Raw genomic sequence first — 19,600 nt, forward strand, 5'->3', positions numbered from 1 at the left:
CGTGGGAAATCAACAGGTGTCGGTGCGCATGCCTAACGTCACGGTCATGGGCGCGAGCGGTGGGACCCAACTCAGCTTCGCCGGGCTGGACAGCTGGGCGGCGCCTACCGAACCGACCCTGCGCGAAACCACGTTTGTCGTCGTCGATCTGGAGACCACCGGCGGTCGGGCCGTCGGCCGCGACGGTGCCACCCCGGACGCGATCACCGAGATCGGCGCGGTCAAGGTGCGCGGGGGTGCCGTCCTGGGTGAATTCGCCACCCTGGTCGACCCGCAGCGCAGCATCCCGCCGCAGATCGTGCAACTGACCGGCATCACCACCGCCATGGTGTGCGACGCCCCCACCATCGACGCAGTGCTGCCGATGTTCCTCGAATTCGCCGGCGACGCGGTGCTGGTGGCCCACAACGCCGGCTTCGACATGGGTTTTCTGCGCGCGGCCACCGAGCGCTGCCGGTTGCGCTGGCCCCGGCCCAAGGTGCTGTGCACGGTCCGGTTGGCCCGGCGGGTGCTCAGCCGGGAGGAAGCGCCCAGCGTGCGGCTGGCCGAGCTGGCCCGGCTGTTCGCCGTGGCAACCCAGCCCACGCACCGCGCGCTGGACGATGCGCGGGCCACCGTGGACGTCCTGCACGCGCTCATCGAGCGGGTCGGCAACCAGGGCATCCACACCTACTCCGAGCTGCGCTCGTACCTGCCCGACGTCACCCCCGCGCAGCGGCGCAAACGGGTCTTCGCCGATGCGCTGCCACGCCGCCCGGGCGTCTACCTGTTCCGCGGACCCGCGGCGGAGGTGCTTTACGTCGGCACCGCCGTGGACCTGCGCCGCCGGGTCAGCCAGTACTTCAACGGCGCCGATCCGCGCAGCCGGATGAAGGAGATGGTCGCCCTGGCCGACGGGGTCGACTACGTCGAGTGCGCGCACGCGCTGGAAGCCGGGGTGCGCGAACTCCGTCTGCTGGCCGCCCACGCCCCGCCGTACAACCGCCGGTCGCGGTTCCCGCACCGCTGGTGGTGGGTGGTGCTCACCGACGAGGCGTTCCCGCGCTTCTCGGTGGTCCGCAACCCCCGGCATGACCGGGTCGTCGGCCCGTTCCGGTCCCGCGCCGACGCTGTGGACACCGCACACCTGCTGGCCCGGTTCACCGGGGTGCGGACCTGCACCAAGCGCCTGGCCCGCTCCGCCCGGCACGGCCCCGCATGTCCGGAACTGGAAATCTCGCCGTGCCCCGCCGCCCGGGATATGACGGCCGAGCAGTACGCCGCGGCGACACGGCGCGCGTCGAGGTTGATCGAGGGCACCGACAACACGGCGCTGGGCGCGGCCGTCGCCCACGTCGCGGCCCTGGCCGCCCGGCATCACTACGAGAGCGCGGCCCGGCTGCGCGATCACATCGCCACTGCCGTCGAGGCGCTTTGGCGTGGGCAACGGCTGCGTGCCCTGACCGTGCTGCCCGAACTGATCGCCGCCAAGCCGGACGGCTCGGACGGCTACCAGCTCGCCGTCATCCGGCACGGCCGGCTGGCCGCGGCAGGCACCGCGCGGCGCGGGGTGCCGCCGATGCCGGTGGTCGAGGCGATTGTCGCGGGGGCGCAGTCGATCCTGCCGTCGCCCGCCCCGCTGGGCGGCACGCTGGTGGAAGAGACCGCGCTGATCGTCCGTTGGCTGGCGACGCCGGGGGTGCGGATCGTGCGGGTCGCCGGCGACGCCGACACCCCGGGGTGGGCCACACCGCTGCGGTCGGCGGGCGCCTGGGCCGGCTGGGCGGCCACCGCACGATCGGCGCGGCTCGCCGGTGAGCAAACCAGCTCAGACCTGCTGACTGAACCGCACCCAACGCGCGAGCAGCTGTTCGGCCGCGCCGCTGTCGATCGCGGCGCTGGCCCGGCGCAGCCCGTCTTCCCAGGCCGGCAGCCATTCAGCGCGGCTGGATAATCCCGCGTGGGCAACCAGGGCGCCGGCTGCGTTGAGCACCACGGCGTCGCGCACCGGGCCCCGGGCGCCGCCCAGTACGGCGCGCACCTCCGCGGCGTTGACCTGGGCGTCGCCGCCACGCAGCTGCTCGAGATCGGCGCGGGCGAACCCGAACCCCGCCGGATCGAACTTGAGCTTGTCCACGGTGCCCGCCTGCACGCGCCAGATGGTGCTCGTCGTGGTGGTCGTGAGTTCGTCGAGTCCGTCGTCCCCGTGCACCACCAGCACGCTGGACCGGCGTGCGGCGAACACCCCGGCCATCACCTCGGCCAGGTCGGCGAAGGCGCAACCGATCAGTCCGGCCCGCGGGCGGGCCGGATTGGTAAGCGGCCCAAGGAGATTGAAGACCGTCGGCACACCGATCTCGCGACGCACCACCGATGTGTGCCGGTACGACGGGTGGAACTGCGGCGCGAAGCAGAACCCGATCCCCAGTTCGCGCAGGCTGCGGGCGACCTGCTCGGGCCCCAGGTCGATGCGTACCCCGAGCGCTTCGAGCGTGTCGGCGCCGCCGGACAGCGACGAGGCCGCCCGGTTGCCGTGTTTGACCACCGGAACGCCCGCCGCCGCCACCACGATGGACGCCATCGTGGACAGGTTGACGGTATTGACCCCGTCACCGCCGGTGCCGACCACGTCCACGGCGTCGGCGGGCACCGCATCGGCCGGCATCGGGCGGGCGTGGTCGAGCATGACGCCGGCGAGTTCGCTCACTTCGTCGGCCCGCGGACCCTTCATTTTCAGCGCTACCGCGAACGCCGCGATCTGGGCCGGTTGCGCCTCCCCGGCCATGATCTGATCCATGGCCCAGCCGGCCTGGCCCCGGATCAGATCCTGCTGCTGGGTCAGCCGGCCCAGCACCTGCGGCCACGTCGGCACCGCAGCGGACACCACACCCCCGGACGACGCAGCCACGCGCCGATGGTCCCACGCGCTTCGAACGCGGCCCAACCGGCGTCCTGAGCCGCCGGCAGACCGGGCCCGGCCCACCGAATTTCCGGAAATTAGTCACCCGGGTAGTGCGCGACAACTACAAAGCGTCATACTTGCGGATGTGACGAGTGCGGTAGGGACCTCGGGTACTGCGATTACCTCGCGGGTGCATTCGCTGAACCGGCCCAACATGGTCAGTGTCGGCACCATTGTGTGGCTTTCCAGCGAGCTCATGTTCTTTGCTGGCCTGTTCGCGTTCTACTTCACGGCGCGAGCACAGGCGGCGGGGAACTGGCCGCCGCCGCCGACCGAGCTGAATCTCTACCAGGCGGTGCCGGTGACGCTGGTGCTGATCGCGTCGTCGTTCACCTGCCAGATGGGGGTCTTCGCGGCCGAACGCGGCGACGTCTTCGGGTTGCGCCGCTGGTATCTGCTCACGTTCGGGATGGGGTTGTTCTTCATCCTCGGTCAGGCCTACGAGTACGTGCACCTGGTGACGCACGGGACCACCATCCCGGGCAGCGCCTACGGCAGCGTGTTCTACCTGGCGACCGGCTTCCACGGGCTGCACGTCACCGGAGGTTTGATCGCCTTCATCTTCCTGCTGGCGCGCACCACCATGAGCAAGTTCACCCCTGCGCAGGCCACCGCCAGCATCGTCGTCTCGTACTACTGGCACTTCGTGGACATCGTGTGGATCGCGCTGTTCGCCGTGATCTATTTCATCCGTTGAGCGACCCCCGAAACACAGGCCCGAGAACAGGAGTGCTCAGTTGAGAAAACTGGGATCCACCCGATCCGGCCGGCGGCCTAGCCAGCCGGAGAAGCCGCGCACCAACCGCTCGCGGCGACGGCTGCGCCGTCGGCTGACCAGCGGACTGCTGCTGCTGATCGCCCTGACCTTCGCCGGCGGCCTGGCCGCGGTGCTCACGCCGACGCCGCAGGTCGCGATGGCCGACGAGTCCGGTGCGGCCATTCTGCGCACCGGCAAGCAGCTCTTCGACACCTCGTGCGTGTCCTGCCACGGCGCCAACCTGCAGGGCGTGCCCGACCACGGGCCCAGCCTGATCGGGGTCGGCGAGGCGGCCGTCTATTTCCAGGTGTCCACCGGCCGCATGCCCGCGATGCGCGGCGAAGCTCAGGCCCAGCGCAAGGAACCGATCTTCGACGAACGCCAGATCGACGCGCTCGGCGCCTATGTGCAGGCCAACGGCGGCGGTCCCACCGTGCTGCGCAATCCCGACAACAGCCTGCAGATGGAGTCGCTGCGCGGCACCGACCTGGGTCGCGGCGGCGACCTGTTCCGGCTCAACTGCGCTTCCTGCCACAACTTCACCGGCAAGGGCGGTGCGCTGTCGTCCGGCAAGTACGCCCCCGACCTGGGGCCCGCCAACGAGCAGCAGATCCTCACCGCGATGCTGACCGGACCGCAGAACATGCCGAAGTTCTCCGACCGGCAGCTGTCCTTGGAGGCGAAGCGGGACATCATCGGCTACGTGCGGACCGTCGCTGAGGAACGCACCCCCGGTGGCTACGGGTTGGGCGGATTCGGGCCCGCACCCGAGGGCATGGCGATGTGGATCATTGGCATGGTCGGCGCCATCGGACTGGCACTGTGGATTGGGGCGCGCACATGAGCGAAAGACCTGACCCGACCGAGCGCGACGGCGCGGCCGGCACCGACACCGACACGGCCACTCACCAGGGCCAGAAAGAGCCGGACGACGCCGCTCTGGCTGCGATGTCCACCCAGGAGCTGCTCGACCTCGGCAGCAAGATCGACGGCGTCGACATCGTCTATAAGGAGCCGCGCTGGCCGGTCGCAGGCACCAAGGCCGAGAAGCGCGCCGCGCGCTCGGTCGCGACCTGGCTGTTGCTGGGCGGCGGTTTCGGACTCGCGCTGCTGGTGGTCTTCCTGTTCTGGCCGTGGGAGTACAAGCCCAGGGGCGTCGACGGCAACCTGATGTACTCGCTGGCCACCCCGCTGTACGGCTTCACCTTCGGGATGTCCGTGCTGTCCATCGCGATCGGGGCCGTGCTCTTCCAGAAACGCTTTATCCCGGAAGAGATTACGATTCAGGACCGGCACGACGGCGCCTCCCGCGAGATCGACCGCAGGACCGTGGTGGCGAACCTGACCGACGCCTATGAAGGCTCGACGATCGGCCGGCGCAAGCTGATCGGGCTGTCGTTCGGGATGGGTATGGGCGCGTTCGGCCTCGGCACCCTGGTCGCGTTTGCCGGCGGCCTGATCAAGAACCCATGGAAACCGGTCGTGCCCACTGCGGAGGGCATGAAGGCGGTGCTGTGGACGTCGGGGTGGACCCCGCGGACCAAAGGCGAGACCATCTACCTGGCCCGGGCCACCGGTGCCCACGACGGCCCGCCGTTCATCAAGATGCGTCCCGAGGACCTCGACGCCGGCGGCATGGAAACAGTGTTCCCGTGGCGCGAGTCCGACGGTGACGGCACCACTGTGGAGTCCCACGAGAAGCTCTCCGAGATCTCGCTGGGCGTCCGCAACCCGGTGATGCTCATCCGCATCAAGCCCAGTGACCTGGACCGGGTGGTCAAGCGCAAGGGCCAGGAGAGCTTCAACTTCGGTGAGTTCTTCGCCTTCACCAAGGTCTGCTCACATCTGGGTTGCCCCTCGTCGCTGTACGAGCAGCAGTCCTACCGGATCCTGTGCCCTTGCCACCAGTCGCAGTTCGACGCGTTGCATTTCGCCAAGCCGATCTTCGGTCCGGCGGCCCGTGCGCTGGCGCAGCTGCCGATCACAATCGATAAAAGCGGGTATTTGGTCGCCAACGGCGACTTCATCGAGCCCGTCGGTCCGGCCTTCTGGGAGCGCACCACAACATGAGTCCAAAATTCAGTCCCCCCAAAATCGGTGACGTGCTGGCCAGCCAGGGCGAAGGCATCGACACCCGGTACCACCCGTCGGCGGCCGTCCGTCGTCAGCTCAACAAGGTGTTCCCGACGCACTGGTCGTTCCTGCTCGGTGAGATCGCGCTGTACAGCTTCATCGTCCTGCTGCTCACCGGCGTATGGCTGACCCTGTTCTTCGACCCGTCGATGGCCGAGGTCACCTATAACGGCGTCTACCAGCCGCTGCGCGGGGTGGAGATGTCGCGGGCTTACGAGACCGCGCTGAACATCTCCTTTGAGATCCGGGGCGGGCTGTTCGTGCGTCAGGTCCACCACTGGGCCGCGCTGATGTTCTCCGCGTCGATCATGGTCCACCTGGCCCGCATCTTCTTCACCGGCGCCTTCCGCCGGCCGCGCGAGGCCAACTGGGTGATCGGGTCGCTGCTGCTGATCCTGTCGATGTTCGAGGGTTACTTCGGTTACTCGCTGCCCGACGACCTGCTTTCCGGCATCGGACTGCGGGCCGCGCTGTCCTCGATCACCCTGGGCATGCCTGTCATCGGGACCTGGCTGCACTGGGCGCTGTTCGGCGGCGACTTCCCCGGCACCATCCTGATCCCGCGGCTGTACGCGCTGCACATCCTGCTGATCCCGGGCATCATTCTGGCCCTGATCGGCGTGCACATGGCGCTGGTGTGGTTCCAGAAGCACACCCAGTTCCCCGGCCCTGGTCGCACCGAGCACAACGTCGTCGGCGTGCGGGTGATGCCGGGTTTCGCGGTCAAGTCCGGCGCCTACTTCGCCTGCATCGTCGGCGTGCTCGGCCTGATGGGCGGGCTGCTGCAGATCAACCCGATCTGGAACCTGGGCCCCTACAAGCCGTCTCAGGTGTCGGCGGGCTCGCAGCCCGACTTCTACATGATGTGGACCGAGGGCCTGGCCCGTATCTGGCCGGCCTGGGAGTTCTACTTCTTCCACCACACGATTCCCGCGGTGGTGTGGGTCGGCATCATCATGGGGCTGGTCTTCGTCCTGCTGATCATCTACCCCTTCCTGGAGAAGCGGTTCACCGGCGACTACGCGCACCACAACCTGCTGCAGCGGCCCCGCGACGTGCCGGTGCGCACCGGGATCGGCGCGATGGCGATCAGTTTCTACATGGTGCTGACGCTGGCGGCAATGAACGACATCATCGCGTTCAAGTTCCACATCTCGTTGAACGCGACCACCTGGATCGCCCGGATCGGCATGGTGATCCTGCCGCCGCTGGTCTACTTCATCGCCTACCGGTGGGCCGTCGGCCTGCAGCGCAGCGACCGCGAGGTCCTCGAGCACGGCGTGGAGACCGGCATCATCAAACGCCTGCCGCACGGTGCCTACATCGAACTGCACCAGCCGCTGGGCCCCGTCGACGACCACGGTCACCCGCTGCCCCTGGAATACCAGGGCGCACCGTTGCCCAAGAAGATGAACAAACTGGGCTCCGCCGGTTCGCCGGGCAGCGGCAGCTTCCTCACCGCCGACCCTGCGTCGGAGGATTCGGCGCTGCGCGAGGCGGGCCACGCGGCCGAACACCGGGCTCTCACGGCGTTGCGCGAGCACCAGGAGCGCAGCACGAACGGTTCGTCGAACGGTTCGTCCAACGGGGAGCACCACTAGCGCCGCTGCGCTCCGCAATCCGGAGGCCATACCGCCGCAGTCGGTGGCAGTGGCCGGCAGACCTAGTGCCCGGCGTGACCCTGCCGCAACTGCCGCACGTAGAACCATTCGATGACCGGCATCCCGGCGGTGACCAGTCCGGCGAACCCGTAACTGGCCCAGGAGGCTCCGTCGTGGCCCGCGGCCATCAGGTAAGTCGCCAGCGCGACCCCGGTCAACGCCGTGCCGATGGCGCCGGTCAGCGCGACAGTTCCGCGTAACCACAGGCGGTCCACCGCCTCGCCGGACCATTCGTCAAGCGCGCCATAGGCTTTCACGTGGTCGCGGCGCGCCGGGTCGGTCGCCGCACGGGAAGCGGGACGCGCGCCCACCGCGATCGGCTGCCGAGTGGGATTTCGCCCCTGCAGCGCTCTGGACCGCACCACCGGCTCCACCTGGGTGCTGCGGCGGGCCCGCAGCAACACCGGAATGGCTCCGGCGATGACCAGCGCGGACACGATGATGACCGCGTACAGCACCCACGTGGTGTGCGGAGTGCGCGCCATTTTGTGGAAACCGCGCCCGAGGTCGAACAGCGCGACCGAGGCAGCCACGCTGACACCGATCAGCACCAGCCAGATCGCCGCGCAGGTGCCGATCATGACGCGGTCGATCACGTCGGGATTGACCACCGGATCCGGCCCGCGCCGGTAGGCGGAGTATCTGCCGACCATCAGCAGCTCGTTTGCGGTGCGTCGTTGGAGTTCGAGGACAAGACCGTTCCATCGTTGGTGATGATCGTGCAGTTGAGTTTGCTGACGTGAAAGAGACTGGACGCTTCCAGGGAACCCACGTCGGATTGTGAGATGGGCGTGACCGTCATCGACCACGGAATGTACACGTTGTGCTGAGTGCGTCGCCGTCCGGACGAGTCGACGTAGGTCACCGAGATGATGTCGCCCGGGGCCTTGCTGCCCGTCACGGAGTACGTGACCTGCCGCGGGCCGGCCGGCGTGGTGCTGGGCGGCGGGGGCGGCGCCGCGACCGACGGGCTGGGCGCGGGCGGGGGCGCCGCGGTCGGTGACGGCGACGGTGGCGGCGGAGGGGGCGTAGTTGTCGTCGCCGGCTCTGACGACGGGGGTGCTTCGGGCGGTTCGGACGATGACGACGGCGGCGGTGGCGGCGGCTCGGACGACGGCGGCGTTTTGGTAGTGGTGATCTCGTCCTGGGCGGGCGGCGCCGACGAGGTCGTCGTCGTGCTGACCTCGGGCTTGGCGAATTTGGCGGTGTCGGCGTTCGTCGCGAGCAGCGACACGGCCGTCACCAGTGCGATCGCAGCGACGATCGCGGCGATGCCGACCAGCCAGGGCCAGCGCGGTGTGGATCGGTCGTCGTCGCGGTCGAAGTCGTCGTAGCCGTCGTAGTCGTAGAGCCCCAGATCGGCGGGCAGATACGGGCCGCCGACAAACAGTTCCGACTCCGGCGCCGAGTACGCCCGCGTGAAGGCCTCGGACGGTGCCGCCCCGATATCGTCGTCGTGTTCGTCAATCCGGTCGAGCTCGTCGAGCTCATCGGGGTAGTCGAGGGCGTCGCTGCCGGGTTCGGCATCGGCAGGTTCGCCGACAAGGTCGGGCTCGTCATGTTCCCGTCCCGGCGGATGCGGCCCGCTCATGTCTGCCTACCCTGTCCAACCGCCCGAGCGGCGCCGCGGCTACATTCGCGCCCGCGCGCTCGGTGAATTCTCATGGTGCCTCGGAAACCCTACCCAACCGGTCCGGACACGGCCGCGGCGGCAAACAGGCGCCGGACAACTGATGCCCGGATTGTGACCTTTGGGACGCGGTCAGTGCTTTTCGGGACCGACGTAGTACTCGAAGACGAGGCCGGCCACGGTGGCGAGGATGAACACCACTCCCGCGACGATCAGCCACGGCAGCCACAGGGCCATCGCGGTGGCGGTGACCGACCCGGACAGCGCGATCATGATCGGCCACCAGCTGTGCGGGCTGAAGAAGCCCAACTCCCCTGCGCCGTCGCTGATCTCGGCACCCTCGTAGTCCTCGGGCCGGGTGTCGAGGCGACGTGCGACGAACCGGAAAAAGGTGGCCACGATCAACGCCAACCCGGTGGTCAGCGCCAGCGCGGTGGTCCCGGCCCATTCGACGCCGCCTACGGCGAAGATGGCCGTCAACACGCCGTAGAGCACCGTCACGACCAGGAAGAACACCGCGACGAACTCGAACAACCTGGCTTCGATATGCATGAGTTGTCCTAACCTCTTGGGCTCGGGGCCAATTCACCGCGCCGCGTGTCGAACGGCTCGGTCTTCGTCGCCAGCGGGGGCTCGTTGATCGCCCGCAACGCTTCGGCGTTGGTCTTTCCGGCGATCCGCGCCTGCAGGTAGGTCACGAACTTGTCCGGCTCCACCACGCGGACCTCGAAGTTCATCATCGCGTGGTAGGTGCCGCACATCTCGGCGCAGTGGCCGACGAACGCGCCGGTCTTGACGATTTCCTCGACCTGGAAGACGTTCGTGGAGTTGTTGGCCACCGGGTTGGGCATCACGTCGCGCTTGAACAGGAACTCCGGCACCCACCACGCGTGAATCACGTCGGCGGAGGCCTGCACGAATTCGATGCGCCGGTGGGCGGGCAGTACCAGGACCGGGATTTCGGTGCTGGTGCCCAGCGTCTCGACCTTGTCGAAGTTCAGGTAGGTCCGGTCCTCGGTGTTGAGCCCGTGTATCGGTCCGACCAGTTCTTCACCGTGCCGGTCCTTGCCCTCCGGTTTGGAGACCATCTCGCGTTTTCGCGCCTCGTCCAGGCCTTCGTACCGGAAGCCGTTGTCTCCCTTGTACGCGACGCGCTGGTAGCCGAATTTCCAGTTCCACTGGAAGGCGGTGATGTCGATCACGACTTCGGGGTCTTCCCGGTGCTGCATCTTTTCCTGCACCACGACGGTGAAATAGAACAGCACCGAGATGATCAGGAACGGTGTCACCGTCAGGACCAGTTCCAGCGGCATGTTGTAGCCGAACTGGCGGGGCAGGTCGGTGTCGGAGTCTTTGGCGCGGTGGAAGGCCGACGCCCAGAAGATCAGACCCCACACGATGATGCCGACGACGAAGGAGGCGATGACGGCGCCGATCCAGAGCTGTCGGTTGGCGTGCGCTTCGGGGGTGATGCCCTCGGGCCAGCCGAGCGCCAGGGCGTCCTGCCAGGTGCACCCGCTCAGGGTGACCGCCAGCACGCCGAGGGTGACGAGCAGCAACACCGGCCGGAGACGCCGGGCCGGGCCGCGTACGCCTCCAGAACCGCACTGCGACAAGCTTTGCGAACGACCAAGCCCGCGTCGTGTCACGTTGGGCGCCTCCTGTATCACAAGCTGGGCCGACTGGCCTTCCGGCTGACCCGGTCTAACTCGGATGTCGAATACTACGCAGCGTAGACCACACCGTCTCACCTAGCGACTGCCTGGTCACCGCAACCCGCCGGACGCTGCATCCCCAAGCCCGGTGAAGTGCGGCATACTGGGGCGCCGTGTGTGGACTGCTGGCTTTCGTCGCCGCTCCGGCCGGTTCCGAGGAGCCCGACGGGGCCCGGCGCGCTGCAGCTGATGCCGCCCGGGCCGACGAGGCGATCTCCGACGCGTCGCACCTGATGCGGCACCGGGGTCCCGACGAGCCGGGCACCTGGGCCGATCCCGACTCCGACGGCTCGGTGGTGTTCGGATTCAACCGGCTCTCCATCATCGACATCGCGCATTCGCACCAGCCGCTCAAGTGGGGTCCCCCCGACACGCCGGACCGCTACGTGCTGGTCTTCAACGGCGAGATCTACAACTACCTGGAACTGCGCGACGAGCTGCGTACCCGGCACGGCGCGGTCTTCGCCACCGACGGCGACGGTGAGGCGATCGCGGCCGGCTTCCACTTCTGGGGTGCCGAGGTGCTCACCCGGCTGCGCGGCATGTTCGCGTTCGCGCTGTGGGACACCGAAACCCGCGAGTTGTTCTGCGCCCGCGACCCGTTCGGCATCAAACCGCTGTTCATGGCCACCGGCACCGGCGGCACCGCGGTGGCCAGCGAGAAGAAATGCCTGCTGGACCTGGCCGATCTGATCGGTTTCGACGAGGCGATCGACCTGCGGGCGGTGCAGCACTACACCGTCCTGCAGTACGTCCCGGAGCCCGAGACGCTGCACCGCGGGATCCGGCGCCTGGAGTCGGGCTGCTACGCCCGCATCCGGCCTGGATCCGACCCCGAGGTAGCCCGCTACTTCGTTCCCCGGTTCGCGGCGGTGCCGATCACGTCGGACGACGAACAGGCCCGCTACGACGAGATCACCGCGGTGCTCGAGGACTCGGTGGCCAAGCACATGCGCGCCGACGTCACCGTCGGGTCGTTCCTGTCCGGTGGTATCGACTCCACCGCCATCGCGGCGCTGGCCATCCGGCACAACCCGCGACTAATCACGTTCACGACCGGTTTCGAACGGGAGGGCTTCTCCGAGCTGGACGTCGCGGTGGCCTCGGCCGAAGCGATCGGCGCCCGCCACGTCGCCAAGGTGGTCAGCGCCGAGGAGTTCGTCGCCGCGTTGCCCGAGATCGTCTGGTATCTCGACGAGCCGGTCGCCGACCCGGCGCTGGTGCCGCTGTTCTTCGTGGCCCGCGAGGCGCGCAAGCACGTCAAGGTGGTGTTGTCCGGGGAAGGCGCCGACGAGTTGTTCGGCGGCTACACGATCTACCGGGAGCCGCTGTCGCTGAAGCCCTTCGACTATCTGCCGCGGCCGGTGCGCCGGTCGATGGGTCGGGTCTCGCGGCCACTGCCGGAGGGTATGCGAGGCAAAAGCCTGCTGCACCGCGGGTCGCTGACGCTCGAGGAGCGCTACTACGGCAACGCCCGCAGCTTCTCCGACGAGCAACTGCGTGAGGTGCTGCCCGGATTCCGCGAGGACTGGACCCACACCGACGTCACCGCCGCGATCTACGCGCAATCGGCTGACTGGGATCCGGTGGCACGTATGCAACATCTCGATCTGTTCACCTGGCTGCGCGGCGACATCCTGGTCAAAGCCGACAAGATGACGATGGCCAACTCGCTGGAGCTGCGGGTGCCGTTTCTGGACCCCGAGGTGTTCGCCGTCGCGGCACGGCTGCCCTACCAGGCCAAGATCACCCGCACCACCACCAAGTACGCGCTGCGTCGCGCGCTGGAGCCGATCGTGCCCGCGCATGTGCTGCACCGGCCCAAGCTGGGCTTCCCGGTCCCTATTCGGCATTGGCTGCGCGCCGGCGAACTGCAGGAGTGGGCCTACCAGATGGTCGAGTCGTCGCAGGCCGGCCACCTGATCGACCTGGCCGCGGTGCGCCGGCTGCTCGACCAACACCGGCTCGGCGGCAGCGATCACAGCCGGCGGCTGTGGACGTTGCTGATCTTCATGCTGTGGCACGCGATCTTCGTGGAGCACAGCGTGGTGCCGCAGATCAGCGAGCCGGTCTACCCCGTCGAGTTGTAGCCTCGGGCTTCGCGTGTGAAATCACGCACTCCGGAGTGAGCGCAGGTCGGGATTCGGACTGCCTTTCCGCCCTGGCGTCACACCGAAAGCCGCCGCTTCACTCTGCAGAGCGAAACGGACGACGGCGAAAGGCGGGGACTCAGGCGAGTACCGCGGCGATCTCGGCGGCGGCGTCGTCGCCGTAGGCACCGGCCAGCCGGGACTCCGCGAGCGAGCGGTCCCACTCCCACTCCTGGGTCCCGGTCGACTCCAGCACCAGGACCGCCACCAAAGAGCCCAGCTGCGCCGACCGCTCCAGGCTCAGACCCGCGCTGCGACCGGTCAGGAAGCCGGCCCGGAACGCGTCCCCGACCCCGGTCGGGTCGGTCTGGCTCGTCTCGGGCACGACGCCCACGTGCAGCGTGGCGCCGTCCCGGCCGATGATGTCGACGCCCTTGGCGCCCAGCGTGGTGACCCGCAGCTCGACCTGCGCCATCACATCAGCCTCCGACCAGCCGGTCTTGGACAGCAACAGGTCCCACTCGTAGTCGTTGGTGAACAGGATCGCAGCGCCGTCGATGAGCTGTTTGATCTCGTCGCCGGAGAGTCGGGCCAGCTGCTGCGACGGGTCGGCGGCGAATGCCAGCCCCAGCTTGCGGCACTCGTCGGTGTGCACGACCATCGCGGCCGGGTCGTTGGCGCCGATGATCACCAGTTCCGGGGTGCCGATCTGCTGGACCACGTCGGCCAGCGAGATGTCGCGGGCCTGGGACATCGCCCCCGGGTAGAACGACGCGATCTGCGCCATCTCGGTGTCGGTGGTGCAGACGAAACGTGCCGTGTGCGCGCTGTCGGAGATCAGCACGCTGTCGCAGTTGACGCCGTGGGACTGCAGCCAGGACCGGTATTCGCCGAAGTCCTGGCCGGCGGCGCCCACCAGCGCGGCGTCGCCACCCAGCACGCCGATGGCGAAGGCGATGTTTCCGGCCACTCCCCCGCGATGCACCACCAGGTCGTCGACCAGGAAGCTCAGCGACACCTTCTTCAGGTGCTCCGGCAGCAGCTGCTCGGAGAACTTGCCGGGAAAGCGCATCAGATGGTCGGTGGCAATGGAACCGGTTACCGCGATGGTCACTAAATCTCCGTCCTTCGTTTCTAAGGTCGTCTAGCCTCTCATGAACGTCAGCTCGGCCACCAACGCCGTCGTAGCGCAGACGCTGAAAACGGTTGCGCTAGCCTGCCCTGGGGAACTCCCCTGATTGCCGCGACTCGGACGGCAACCTCTCGTCGACTCGTCCACCAGCGTAGGAGAACAACGATGGCCGGTCCGTACCCGCCGAACCCCGCGGTCGGCGATGAAGGACCTCCGCAGGGGCAGCCGTACCCCCAGGTCGGGCCCGAGACGCTGGATTTTCCGCGTGACGGCAACGAGCCACCGGTGCACCCGTATCCGGGTCCGCCGGCGCCGGCCCCCCACCCCAACCGGCGGCCCCGACGGCTGTTGATCGGCATCCTGCTGACCATTGCGCTGATCGCGGGCCTGACGACCGCCATCGTCTACGGGGTTCGCACCAACGGGGCCAACACCACCAGCACCTTCCCCGAGGCCACGGCCAAGTCGGCGATCCAGACCTACCTCAACGCGCTGGCGCACAAGGACACCGACGTCATCGTCCGCAATTCGATGTGCGGCATCTATGACGCGGTGAAGGACAAGCGCTCCGACCTGGCCCTGGCCAAGCTCAGCAGCGACGCGTTCCGCAAACAGTTCTCCGAGGTGGAGATCACCGGAATCGACAAGATCGTGTACCTGTCGCAGTATCAGGCGCAGGTGCTGTTCAGCATGAATGCGACGCCGGCCACGGGCGGGCCGGCGCGCAAAGAGATCCAGGGTGTCGCGCAGTTGCTGTTCCAGCGCGGCCAGATCCTGGTGTGCTCCTACGTGCTGCGCACTTCGGGGCAGTACTGACCGCTCAGTTGAACGAGTCCCCGCACGCGCACGAACCGGTGGCGTTCGGGTTGTCGATGGTGAAGCCCTGCTTCTCGATGGTGTCGACGAAGTCGATGGACGCGCCCTGCACGTACGGCGCGCTCATCCGGTCCACGGTCAGCGTCACGCCGCCGAACTCCACGGTCAGGTCGCCGTCCAGGGTGCGGTCGTCGAAGAACAGGTTGTAGCGCAACCCCGCGCATCCACCGGGTTGCACCGCGATCCGCAGCGCAAGGTCGTCACGTCCCTCTTGGTCCAGCAGGGACTTCGCCTTGGCGGCCGCGGCGTCGGTGAGGATCACCCCGTGGGCCTCGGTGGTCGGCTCGTTCTGCACCGTCATTGCTTCTCCTACCTGCTCATGTGTTCGGGTGGCCCGCCCGGCTTCCCCGACGCACTGTCCGGGGCCTGCCAGGAAAAACTCACTGTTTCAACGGTACCCCGCCGGACCGCTATTCCCGAGTCGAGCGGCCACCTCAGAGGCCAATCCCATCAGCTGATTCGCCGCGTCGGCCAGTGCCAACCGCACCGAACCTGCGTATTCGGACATGGCCAGCGCAGACATGATGCCCGACACGCGGGTGGTGGCTTTGTCCACCGACACCTGTCCGGCCAGCACGATCACCGGAATTCCCAGCGGCCGGGCGGCGGCCGCGATCTCACCCACCACCTTGCCGTGCAGCGACTGCTCGTCGAAGTGCCCCTCGCCGGTGACGATCATGTCCGCGTCTTCGAGATCGTCGGCGAAGTGGGTGAGTTCGGCCACAATGGCCGCCCCGGATTCGCAGCGCCCGCCCAGCGCAAGCAGGCCCGCCCCGATGCCGCCGGCCGCACCCGCGCCGGGCTCGGCGCTGACGTCGCGCCCAGCCACCGTGTCGAGCACCAACGCCCACGCTTCGAGCCGCACTTCCAATTTGGCGACGGTCGCGGTGTCCGCGCCTTTCTGCGGAGCAAACACCCGTGCCGCCCCCCACGGTCCCAACAGCGGATATGCGACGTCGGAGGCGGCGATCAACTCCACAGCGGCCAACCGCTGGCGGGCCAGGTCCAGGCCGCCCAACTCGTTGACCATTCCCTGCCCGCCGTCGGTGCAGGCGCTGCCGCCCAGCCCGACCACGATGCGCCGCGCCCCGGCCTGCAGCGCAGCCGCGATCAGCTGGCCCACGCCGCGGCTGTGGGCGTCCATCGCGGTCTCCGGCGTGGGTGGCCCGTCCAGCAGCCCCAGCCCGCACGCCTGCGCGCATTCCAGATACGCGGTCGCTGAGCGCTCGTCGAAGACCCACTGGGCGGTGACGTCGGCCCCCAGCGGTCCGCAGACCACGAGTCGGCGCAGCCCGCCCATCCGGTTGGCCAGCACCTCGACGAAGCCGGGTCCGCCGTCGGACTGCGGCGCGACGATGAACGAGTCACCCGGACGGGACCGCGTCCAGCCGGTCGCGATGGCGGCGGCGGCCTCCACCGCCGAAAGGCTGTCCCCGTAACAGTCGGGGGCCACCAGCACCCGCATTGCGGGCAGCTGGAGCCGGCCGGGCCCGAAGTCACCGGCAGCATCATCCGACGCCTGCGAGCCGTTCATCACTGGCCAGCGTAGGTCTAACCGATATGCGAGCGCATGCATAACAGGTGCATTCAGCTGCCCGCGAGCGGCGAAGTAACCTGGCGCTGTGAAGTTGTTGGGCCGCAACAGAGGCTTCGAAGACAACGGGGCCGAAGGTGACGACACTCCGGACCCGGCCGGGACGGAAGCCGCCCCGGCGCAGGCGACCCGGTCGTCGCGCGGCACCGGTCCCAAGGGCCGGCCCACGCCCAAGCGCGACGAGGCCAGGCGTCAGGGCCGCAAGGGTCCGGTCGCGCCGGCGCCGATGACGGCGGCCGAAGCGCGGGCCCGGCGCAAGACGCTGGCCGGGCCGAAACTCAGCCGCGCGGAGCGCCGCGCCGAACGGGACGCCCGCCGGGCCCGGATGACCGAGCGTCAGGAACGGATGAAAGCCGGCGAAGAGGCGTATCTGCTGCCGCGCGACCAGGGCCCGGTGCGACGCTACGTCCGCGACGTGGTGGACGCCCGGCGCAACGTGCTCGGCCTGTTCATGCCGTCGGCGCTGTTTCTGCTGGCCTTGATGTTCGGCGTGCCGCAACTGCAGTACTACATGTCGCCGGCGATGCTGGTGCTGATGGTGTTGATGGCGATCGACGGCATCGTCCTGGGCCGCAAGGTCGGCAGGCTGGTCGACGCGAAGTTCCCCAATAACACCGAAAGCCATTGGAAGTTGGGCATTTACGCGGCCGGACGGGCCTCGCAGATGCGCCGCATGCGGATGCCCCGACCCCAAGTCGAACGCGGCAGCCGACTGAAAGACGCCTGACCCGAGGTGCGCACGCTGGTACTCGGCGGTATCAGGTCGGGCAAATCCGAGTGGGCGGAGCACGCCGTCGTCGCGGCACTGGCGCCCCGGCAGGCGGTCCGCTACCTGGCCGCCGGATCGGCGGACTCGGCCGACTCGGAGTGGTCGCAACGGATCGCCAGGCACCGTGCCCGTCGGCCCGCGCACTGGACGACGGTGGAGACCGCCGATCTGGCCGCCGAACTGCGCGGACATCCCGACACCCCGACACTCGTCGACGACCTCGGCGCCTGGTTGACGGGCACCCTGGACCGCAACGACGGGTGGGACGGCGGATCGGTGGAAGCGCCGCTGCGGGAGTTGCTGGGTGCGGTGGACGCATTCGGGTCGACGTTGGTGCTGGTCAGTCCGGAGGTGGGGTTGTCGGTCGTACCCGCCACCGCGTCCGGGCGTCGGTTCGCCGACGAACTGGGCAGCCTCAACCAGCGCACAGCCACGCTGTGCGATCGGGTGGTGCTGGTGGTGGCGGGCCAGCCGCTCACGGTCAAGGCGCCGGCATGATCGGGTTCGCGCCGGTGCAGCCGCCCGATGCGGGCGCCGCGGCGGACGCCCGGGCCCGCCAGGACGAGCTGACCAAGCCGCGCGGGGCACTGGGCCGGCTCGAGGACCTGTCGGTCTGGGTGGCGGCCTGCCAGGGCCAGTGCCCGCCGCGGCAATTCGAGCGTGCCCGGGTGGTGGTGTTTGCCGGGGATCACGGGGTGGCCCGGTCCGGCGTGTCGGCCTATCCCCCGGAGGTGACCGCGCAGATGGTCGCCAACATCGAAGCGGGTGGGGCCGCCATCAACGCGCTGGCGCAACTCGCCGGCGCGACGGTGCGAATCGCCGATCTGGCCGTCGACTGCGACGCGGTGCTGGGCACGACGAATCAGATCAGCGACAAAGTGCGCCGGGGCAGCGGCGATATCGCCGTCGAAGACGCCCTGACCCAGGCCGAGGTCGATCGCGCTCTGGCCGCGGGCCAGCAGATCGCCGACGACGAAGTGGACGCCGGCGCCGACCTGCTGATCGCCGGCGACATGGGCATCGGCAACACCACCCCGGCGGCGGTGCTGGTGGCGGCGCTGACCAACACCGAACCGGTCGCGGTGGTGGGTTTCGGCACCGGGATCGACGATGCCGCGTGGATGCGTAAGACGGCGGCGGTGCGCGATGCGCTCTTCCGGGCGCGTTCGATGCTCGACGACCCGGTCGCGCTGCTGCGCTGTTGTGCCGGTGCGGATTTCGCGGCGCTGGCCGGCTTCTGCGCGCAGGCCGCGATCCGGCGTACCCCGCTGCTGCTGGACGGCATGGCGGTGACGGCGGCGGCGCTGGTCGCCGAGCGGCTGGCGCCCGGGGCCCGGCAGTGGTGGCAGGCCGGGCACCGCTCCACCGAGCCGGGTCACACGCTGGCCCTGGCGGCTCTCGAACTGGAGCCGATCGTGGACCTGCGGATGCGGCTGGGCGAGGGCACCGGGGCCGCGGTGGCGTTGCCGGTGCTGCGCGCCGCGGTGGCGGCCCTGGGCTCGATGGCGACGTTCGCCGAGGCCGACGTGTCCGGTCCTGCGGTCCCGTGATCCGTTCGCTGGCAACGGCTTTGACGTTCGCTACGGTATTGCCGGTGCCGGCGTCGCGGGTCGGCCCGATGGGTCGCGGGGCGATGACGGCGTTGCCGGTGGTGGGTGCGGCGCTGGGGGCGTTGGCCGCGGCGGTGACGGTGGGGGGTGCCGCGCTGTTCGGCGCGTCCAGCCCGCTGCCCGGGTTGCTGGGGGTCGGGGTGCTGCTGCTGGCCACCCGGGGCCTGCACATCGACGGCGTCGCCGATACCGCCGACGGTCTGGGCTGCTACGGCCCGCCCCAGCGCGCACTGGCAGTGATGCGCGACGGCTCGACGGGTCCGTTCGGGGTCGCCGCGATCGTCATGGTCATCGCGTTGCAGGGACTGGCGTTCTCGACGCTGGGGGCGGGCGCCATCGCCGTGTCCGTGGCCGCCGGGCGGGTCACCGCGGTGGCGGCCTGCCGGCGCGGCGTGGTGGCCGCGGACGGCAGTGCGCTGGGCGCGCAGGTCGCCGGCACTCAGCCGACCTGGGTGGTGTCAGGGTGGCTGGCCGTGCTGCTGGCCGCTGCCGTCCCGGTGGGTTCCCGGCTTTGGCAGGGACCGGTCGCGATGCTGCTGGCGGTGTTGTGCGGGGCGGGTTTGGTCGCGCACTGTGCGCGGCGATTCGGCGGTGTCTCCGGTGACGTGTTGGGCGCTGCGGTCGAGGTGACCACGACGGCGGCCGCGGTGGCGCTGGCGGGTTTGGTCCGCGGGTGAGGCGCCGAGCGTGAC

The 19,600-nt window shown here is 69.1% G+C and carries 18 protein-coding genes and 1 pseudogene; 11 read left to right on the forward strand and 8 right to left on the reverse strand.

The window, feature by feature from the left end; translation table 11 throughout:
* Positions 1 to 46: 46 nt before the first annotated feature.
* Positions 47 to 1,870: pseudogene (locus ACZYZ9_RS01775) on the forward strand (DEDD exonuclease domain-containing protein); the annotation flags it as partial.
* Here ACZYZ9_RS01775 and trpD read toward each other — a convergent pair.
* The gene (gene trpD / locus ACZYZ9_RS01780; protein WP_463824481.1) at positions 1,808 to 2,887 is read right to left on the reverse strand and encodes an anthranilate phosphoribosyltransferase; all 1,080 of its coding nucleotides are present in this window, start codon (positions 2,885 to 2,887) and stop codon (positions 1,808 to 1,810) included. The pseudogene ACZYZ9_RS01775 and the gene trpD overlap by 63 nt on opposite strands.
* 139 nt (positions 2,888 to 3,026) lie before the next feature.
* On the opposite strand from trpD, the gene ctaE reads away from it, so the two are divergent.
* From ctaE to qcrB, 4 genes are read left to right on the forward strand one after another with little or no spacing between them, the layout of a single operon-like run.
* The gene (gene ctaE, locus ACZYZ9_RS01785) at positions 3,027 to 3,638 is read left to right on the forward strand and encodes an aa3-type cytochrome oxidase subunit III (protein WP_463824482.1); all 612 of its coding nucleotides are present in this window, start codon (positions 3,027 to 3,029) and stop codon (positions 3,636 to 3,638) included.
* A gap of 40 nt (positions 3,639 to 3,678) precedes the next feature.
* Positions 3,679 to 4,542: a cytochrome bc1 complex diheme cytochrome c subunit gene (qcrC, locus tag ACZYZ9_RS01790; protein ID WP_463824483.1), complete on the forward strand. Its 864-nt coding sequence runs from the start codon at positions 3,679 to 3,681 to the stop codon at positions 4,540 to 4,542.
* On the forward strand, positions 4,539 to 5,768 hold the full coding sequence (qcrA, locus tag ACZYZ9_RS01795; protein ID WP_463824484.1) for a cytochrome bc1 complex Rieske iron-sulfur subunit: 1,230 nt from the start codon (positions 4,539 to 4,541) through the stop codon (positions 5,766 to 5,768). The genes qcrC and qcrA overlap by 4 nt, the downstream gene beginning before the upstream one ends.
* Positions 5,765 to 7,432: a cytochrome bc1 complex cytochrome b subunit gene (gene qcrB / locus ACZYZ9_RS01800; RefSeq protein ID WP_463824485.1), complete on the forward strand. Its 1,668-nt coding sequence runs from the start codon at positions 5,765 to 5,767 to the stop codon at positions 7,430 to 7,432. Before qcrA ends, qcrB begins: the two co-directional genes overlap by 4 nt.
* 62 nt (positions 7,433 to 7,494) lie before the next feature.
* On the opposite strand, the gene ACZYZ9_RS01805 is transcribed toward qcrB, so the two are convergent.
* From ACZYZ9_RS01805 to ctaC, 4 genes are all read right to left on the reverse strand, one after another.
* Complete coding sequence (locus tag ACZYZ9_RS01805) at positions 7,495 to 8,145, reverse strand: DUF2561 family protein (protein WP_463824486.1); 651 nt, start codon at positions 8,143 to 8,145, stop codon at positions 7,495 to 7,497.
* Positions 8,145 to 9,083 (reverse strand): MmpS family transport accessory protein, encoded by a 939-nt coding sequence (locus ACZYZ9_RS01810; protein ID WP_463824487.1) that lies wholly within the window; start codon positions 9,081 to 9,083, stop codon positions 8,145 to 8,147. The genes ACZYZ9_RS01805 and ACZYZ9_RS01810 overlap by 1 nt, the downstream gene beginning before the upstream one ends.
* Positions 9,084 to 9,254: 171 nt before the next feature.
* The gene (locus ACZYZ9_RS01815) at positions 9,255 to 9,674 is read right to left on the reverse strand and encodes a cytochrome c oxidase subunit 4 (protein ID WP_463824488.1); all 420 of its coding nucleotides are present in this window, start codon (positions 9,672 to 9,674) and stop codon (positions 9,255 to 9,257) included.
* Between the two features lie 8 nt (positions 9,675 to 9,682).
* On the reverse strand, positions 9,683 to 10,771 hold the full coding sequence (ctaC, locus tag ACZYZ9_RS01820; protein WP_463824489.1) for an aa3-type cytochrome oxidase subunit II: 1,089 nt from the start codon (positions 10,769 to 10,771) through the stop codon (positions 9,683 to 9,685).
* Between the two features lie 179 nt (positions 10,772 to 10,950).
* Here ctaC and asnB point away from each other — a divergent pair, with 179 nt between their 5' ends.
* A complete protein-coding gene (gene asnB / locus ACZYZ9_RS01825; protein ID WP_463824490.1) occupies positions 10,951 to 12,927 on the forward strand; it encodes an asparagine synthase (glutamine-hydrolyzing) in 1,977 nt (658 codons plus the stop codon).
* A 139-nt stretch (positions 12,928 to 13,066) separates the two neighbouring features.
* On the opposite strand, the gene ACZYZ9_RS01830 is transcribed toward asnB, so the two are convergent.
* Positions 13,067 to 14,041, reverse strand: coding sequence for a carbohydrate kinase family protein (locus ACZYZ9_RS01830; protein WP_463824491.1), 975 nt, complete (start codon positions 14,039 to 14,041; stop codon positions 13,067 to 13,069).
* A gap of 183 nt (positions 14,042 to 14,224) precedes the next feature.
* Here ACZYZ9_RS01830 and ACZYZ9_RS01835 point away from each other — a divergent pair, with 183 nt between their 5' ends.
* On the forward strand, positions 14,225 to 14,875 hold the full coding sequence (locus ACZYZ9_RS01835) for an Rv0361 family membrane protein (protein ID WP_463824492.1): 651 nt from the start codon (positions 14,225 to 14,227) through the stop codon (positions 14,873 to 14,875).
* Between the two features lie 4 nt (positions 14,876 to 14,879).
* Here the strand turns inward: ACZYZ9_RS01835 and ACZYZ9_RS01840 are convergent, their stop codons facing one another.
* Both ACZYZ9_RS01840 and ACZYZ9_RS01845 read right to left on the reverse strand, forming a co-directional pair.
* Positions 14,880 to 15,236 (reverse strand): HesB/IscA family protein, encoded by a 357-nt coding sequence (locus ACZYZ9_RS01840; RefSeq protein WP_463824493.1) that lies wholly within the window; start codon positions 15,234 to 15,236, stop codon positions 14,880 to 14,882.
* 87 nt (positions 15,237 to 15,323) lie between these two features.
* Positions 15,324 to 16,400, reverse strand: a complete 1,077-nt coding sequence (locus ACZYZ9_RS01845; protein ID WP_463824916.1) for a glycerate kinase family protein — start codon at positions 16,398 to 16,400, stop codon at positions 15,324 to 15,326.
* A gap of 157 nt (positions 16,401 to 16,557) precedes the next feature.
* Here ACZYZ9_RS01845 and ACZYZ9_RS01850 point away from each other — a divergent pair, with 157 nt between their 5' ends.
* From ACZYZ9_RS01850 to ACZYZ9_RS01865, 4 genes are read left to right on the forward strand one after another with little or no spacing between them, the layout of a single operon-like run.
* A complete protein-coding gene (locus ACZYZ9_RS01850) occupies positions 16,558 to 17,256 on the forward strand; it encodes a DUF3043 domain-containing protein (RefSeq protein ID WP_463824494.1) in 699 nt (232 codons plus the stop codon).
* Between the two features lie 6 nt (positions 17,257 to 17,262).
* On the forward strand, positions 17,263 to 17,796 hold the full coding sequence (locus ACZYZ9_RS01855) for a bifunctional adenosylcobinamide kinase/adenosylcobinamide-phosphate guanylyltransferase (protein ID WP_463824495.1): 534 nt from the start codon (positions 17,263 to 17,265) through the stop codon (positions 17,794 to 17,796).
* Positions 17,793 to 18,848 carry a nicotinate-nucleotide--dimethylbenzimidazole phosphoribosyltransferase gene (gene cobT / locus ACZYZ9_RS01860; protein WP_463824496.1) on the forward strand — a complete coding sequence of 352 codons (1,056 nt, stop codon included), beginning with the start codon at positions 17,793 to 17,795 and terminating at the stop codon, positions 18,846 to 18,848. The genes ACZYZ9_RS01855 and cobT overlap by 4 nt, the downstream gene beginning before the upstream one ends.
* Positions 18,845 to 19,585 carry an adenosylcobinamide-GDP ribazoletransferase gene (locus tag ACZYZ9_RS01865; RefSeq protein ID WP_463824497.1) on the forward strand — a complete coding sequence of 247 codons (741 nt, stop codon included), beginning with the start codon at positions 18,845 to 18,847 and terminating at the stop codon, positions 19,583 to 19,585. Before cobT ends, ACZYZ9_RS01865 begins: the two co-directional genes overlap by 4 nt.
* Positions 19,586 to 19,600: the final 15 nt, after the last annotated feature.

The organism is Mycobacterium sp. IDUB_28, from assembly GCF_055419285.1.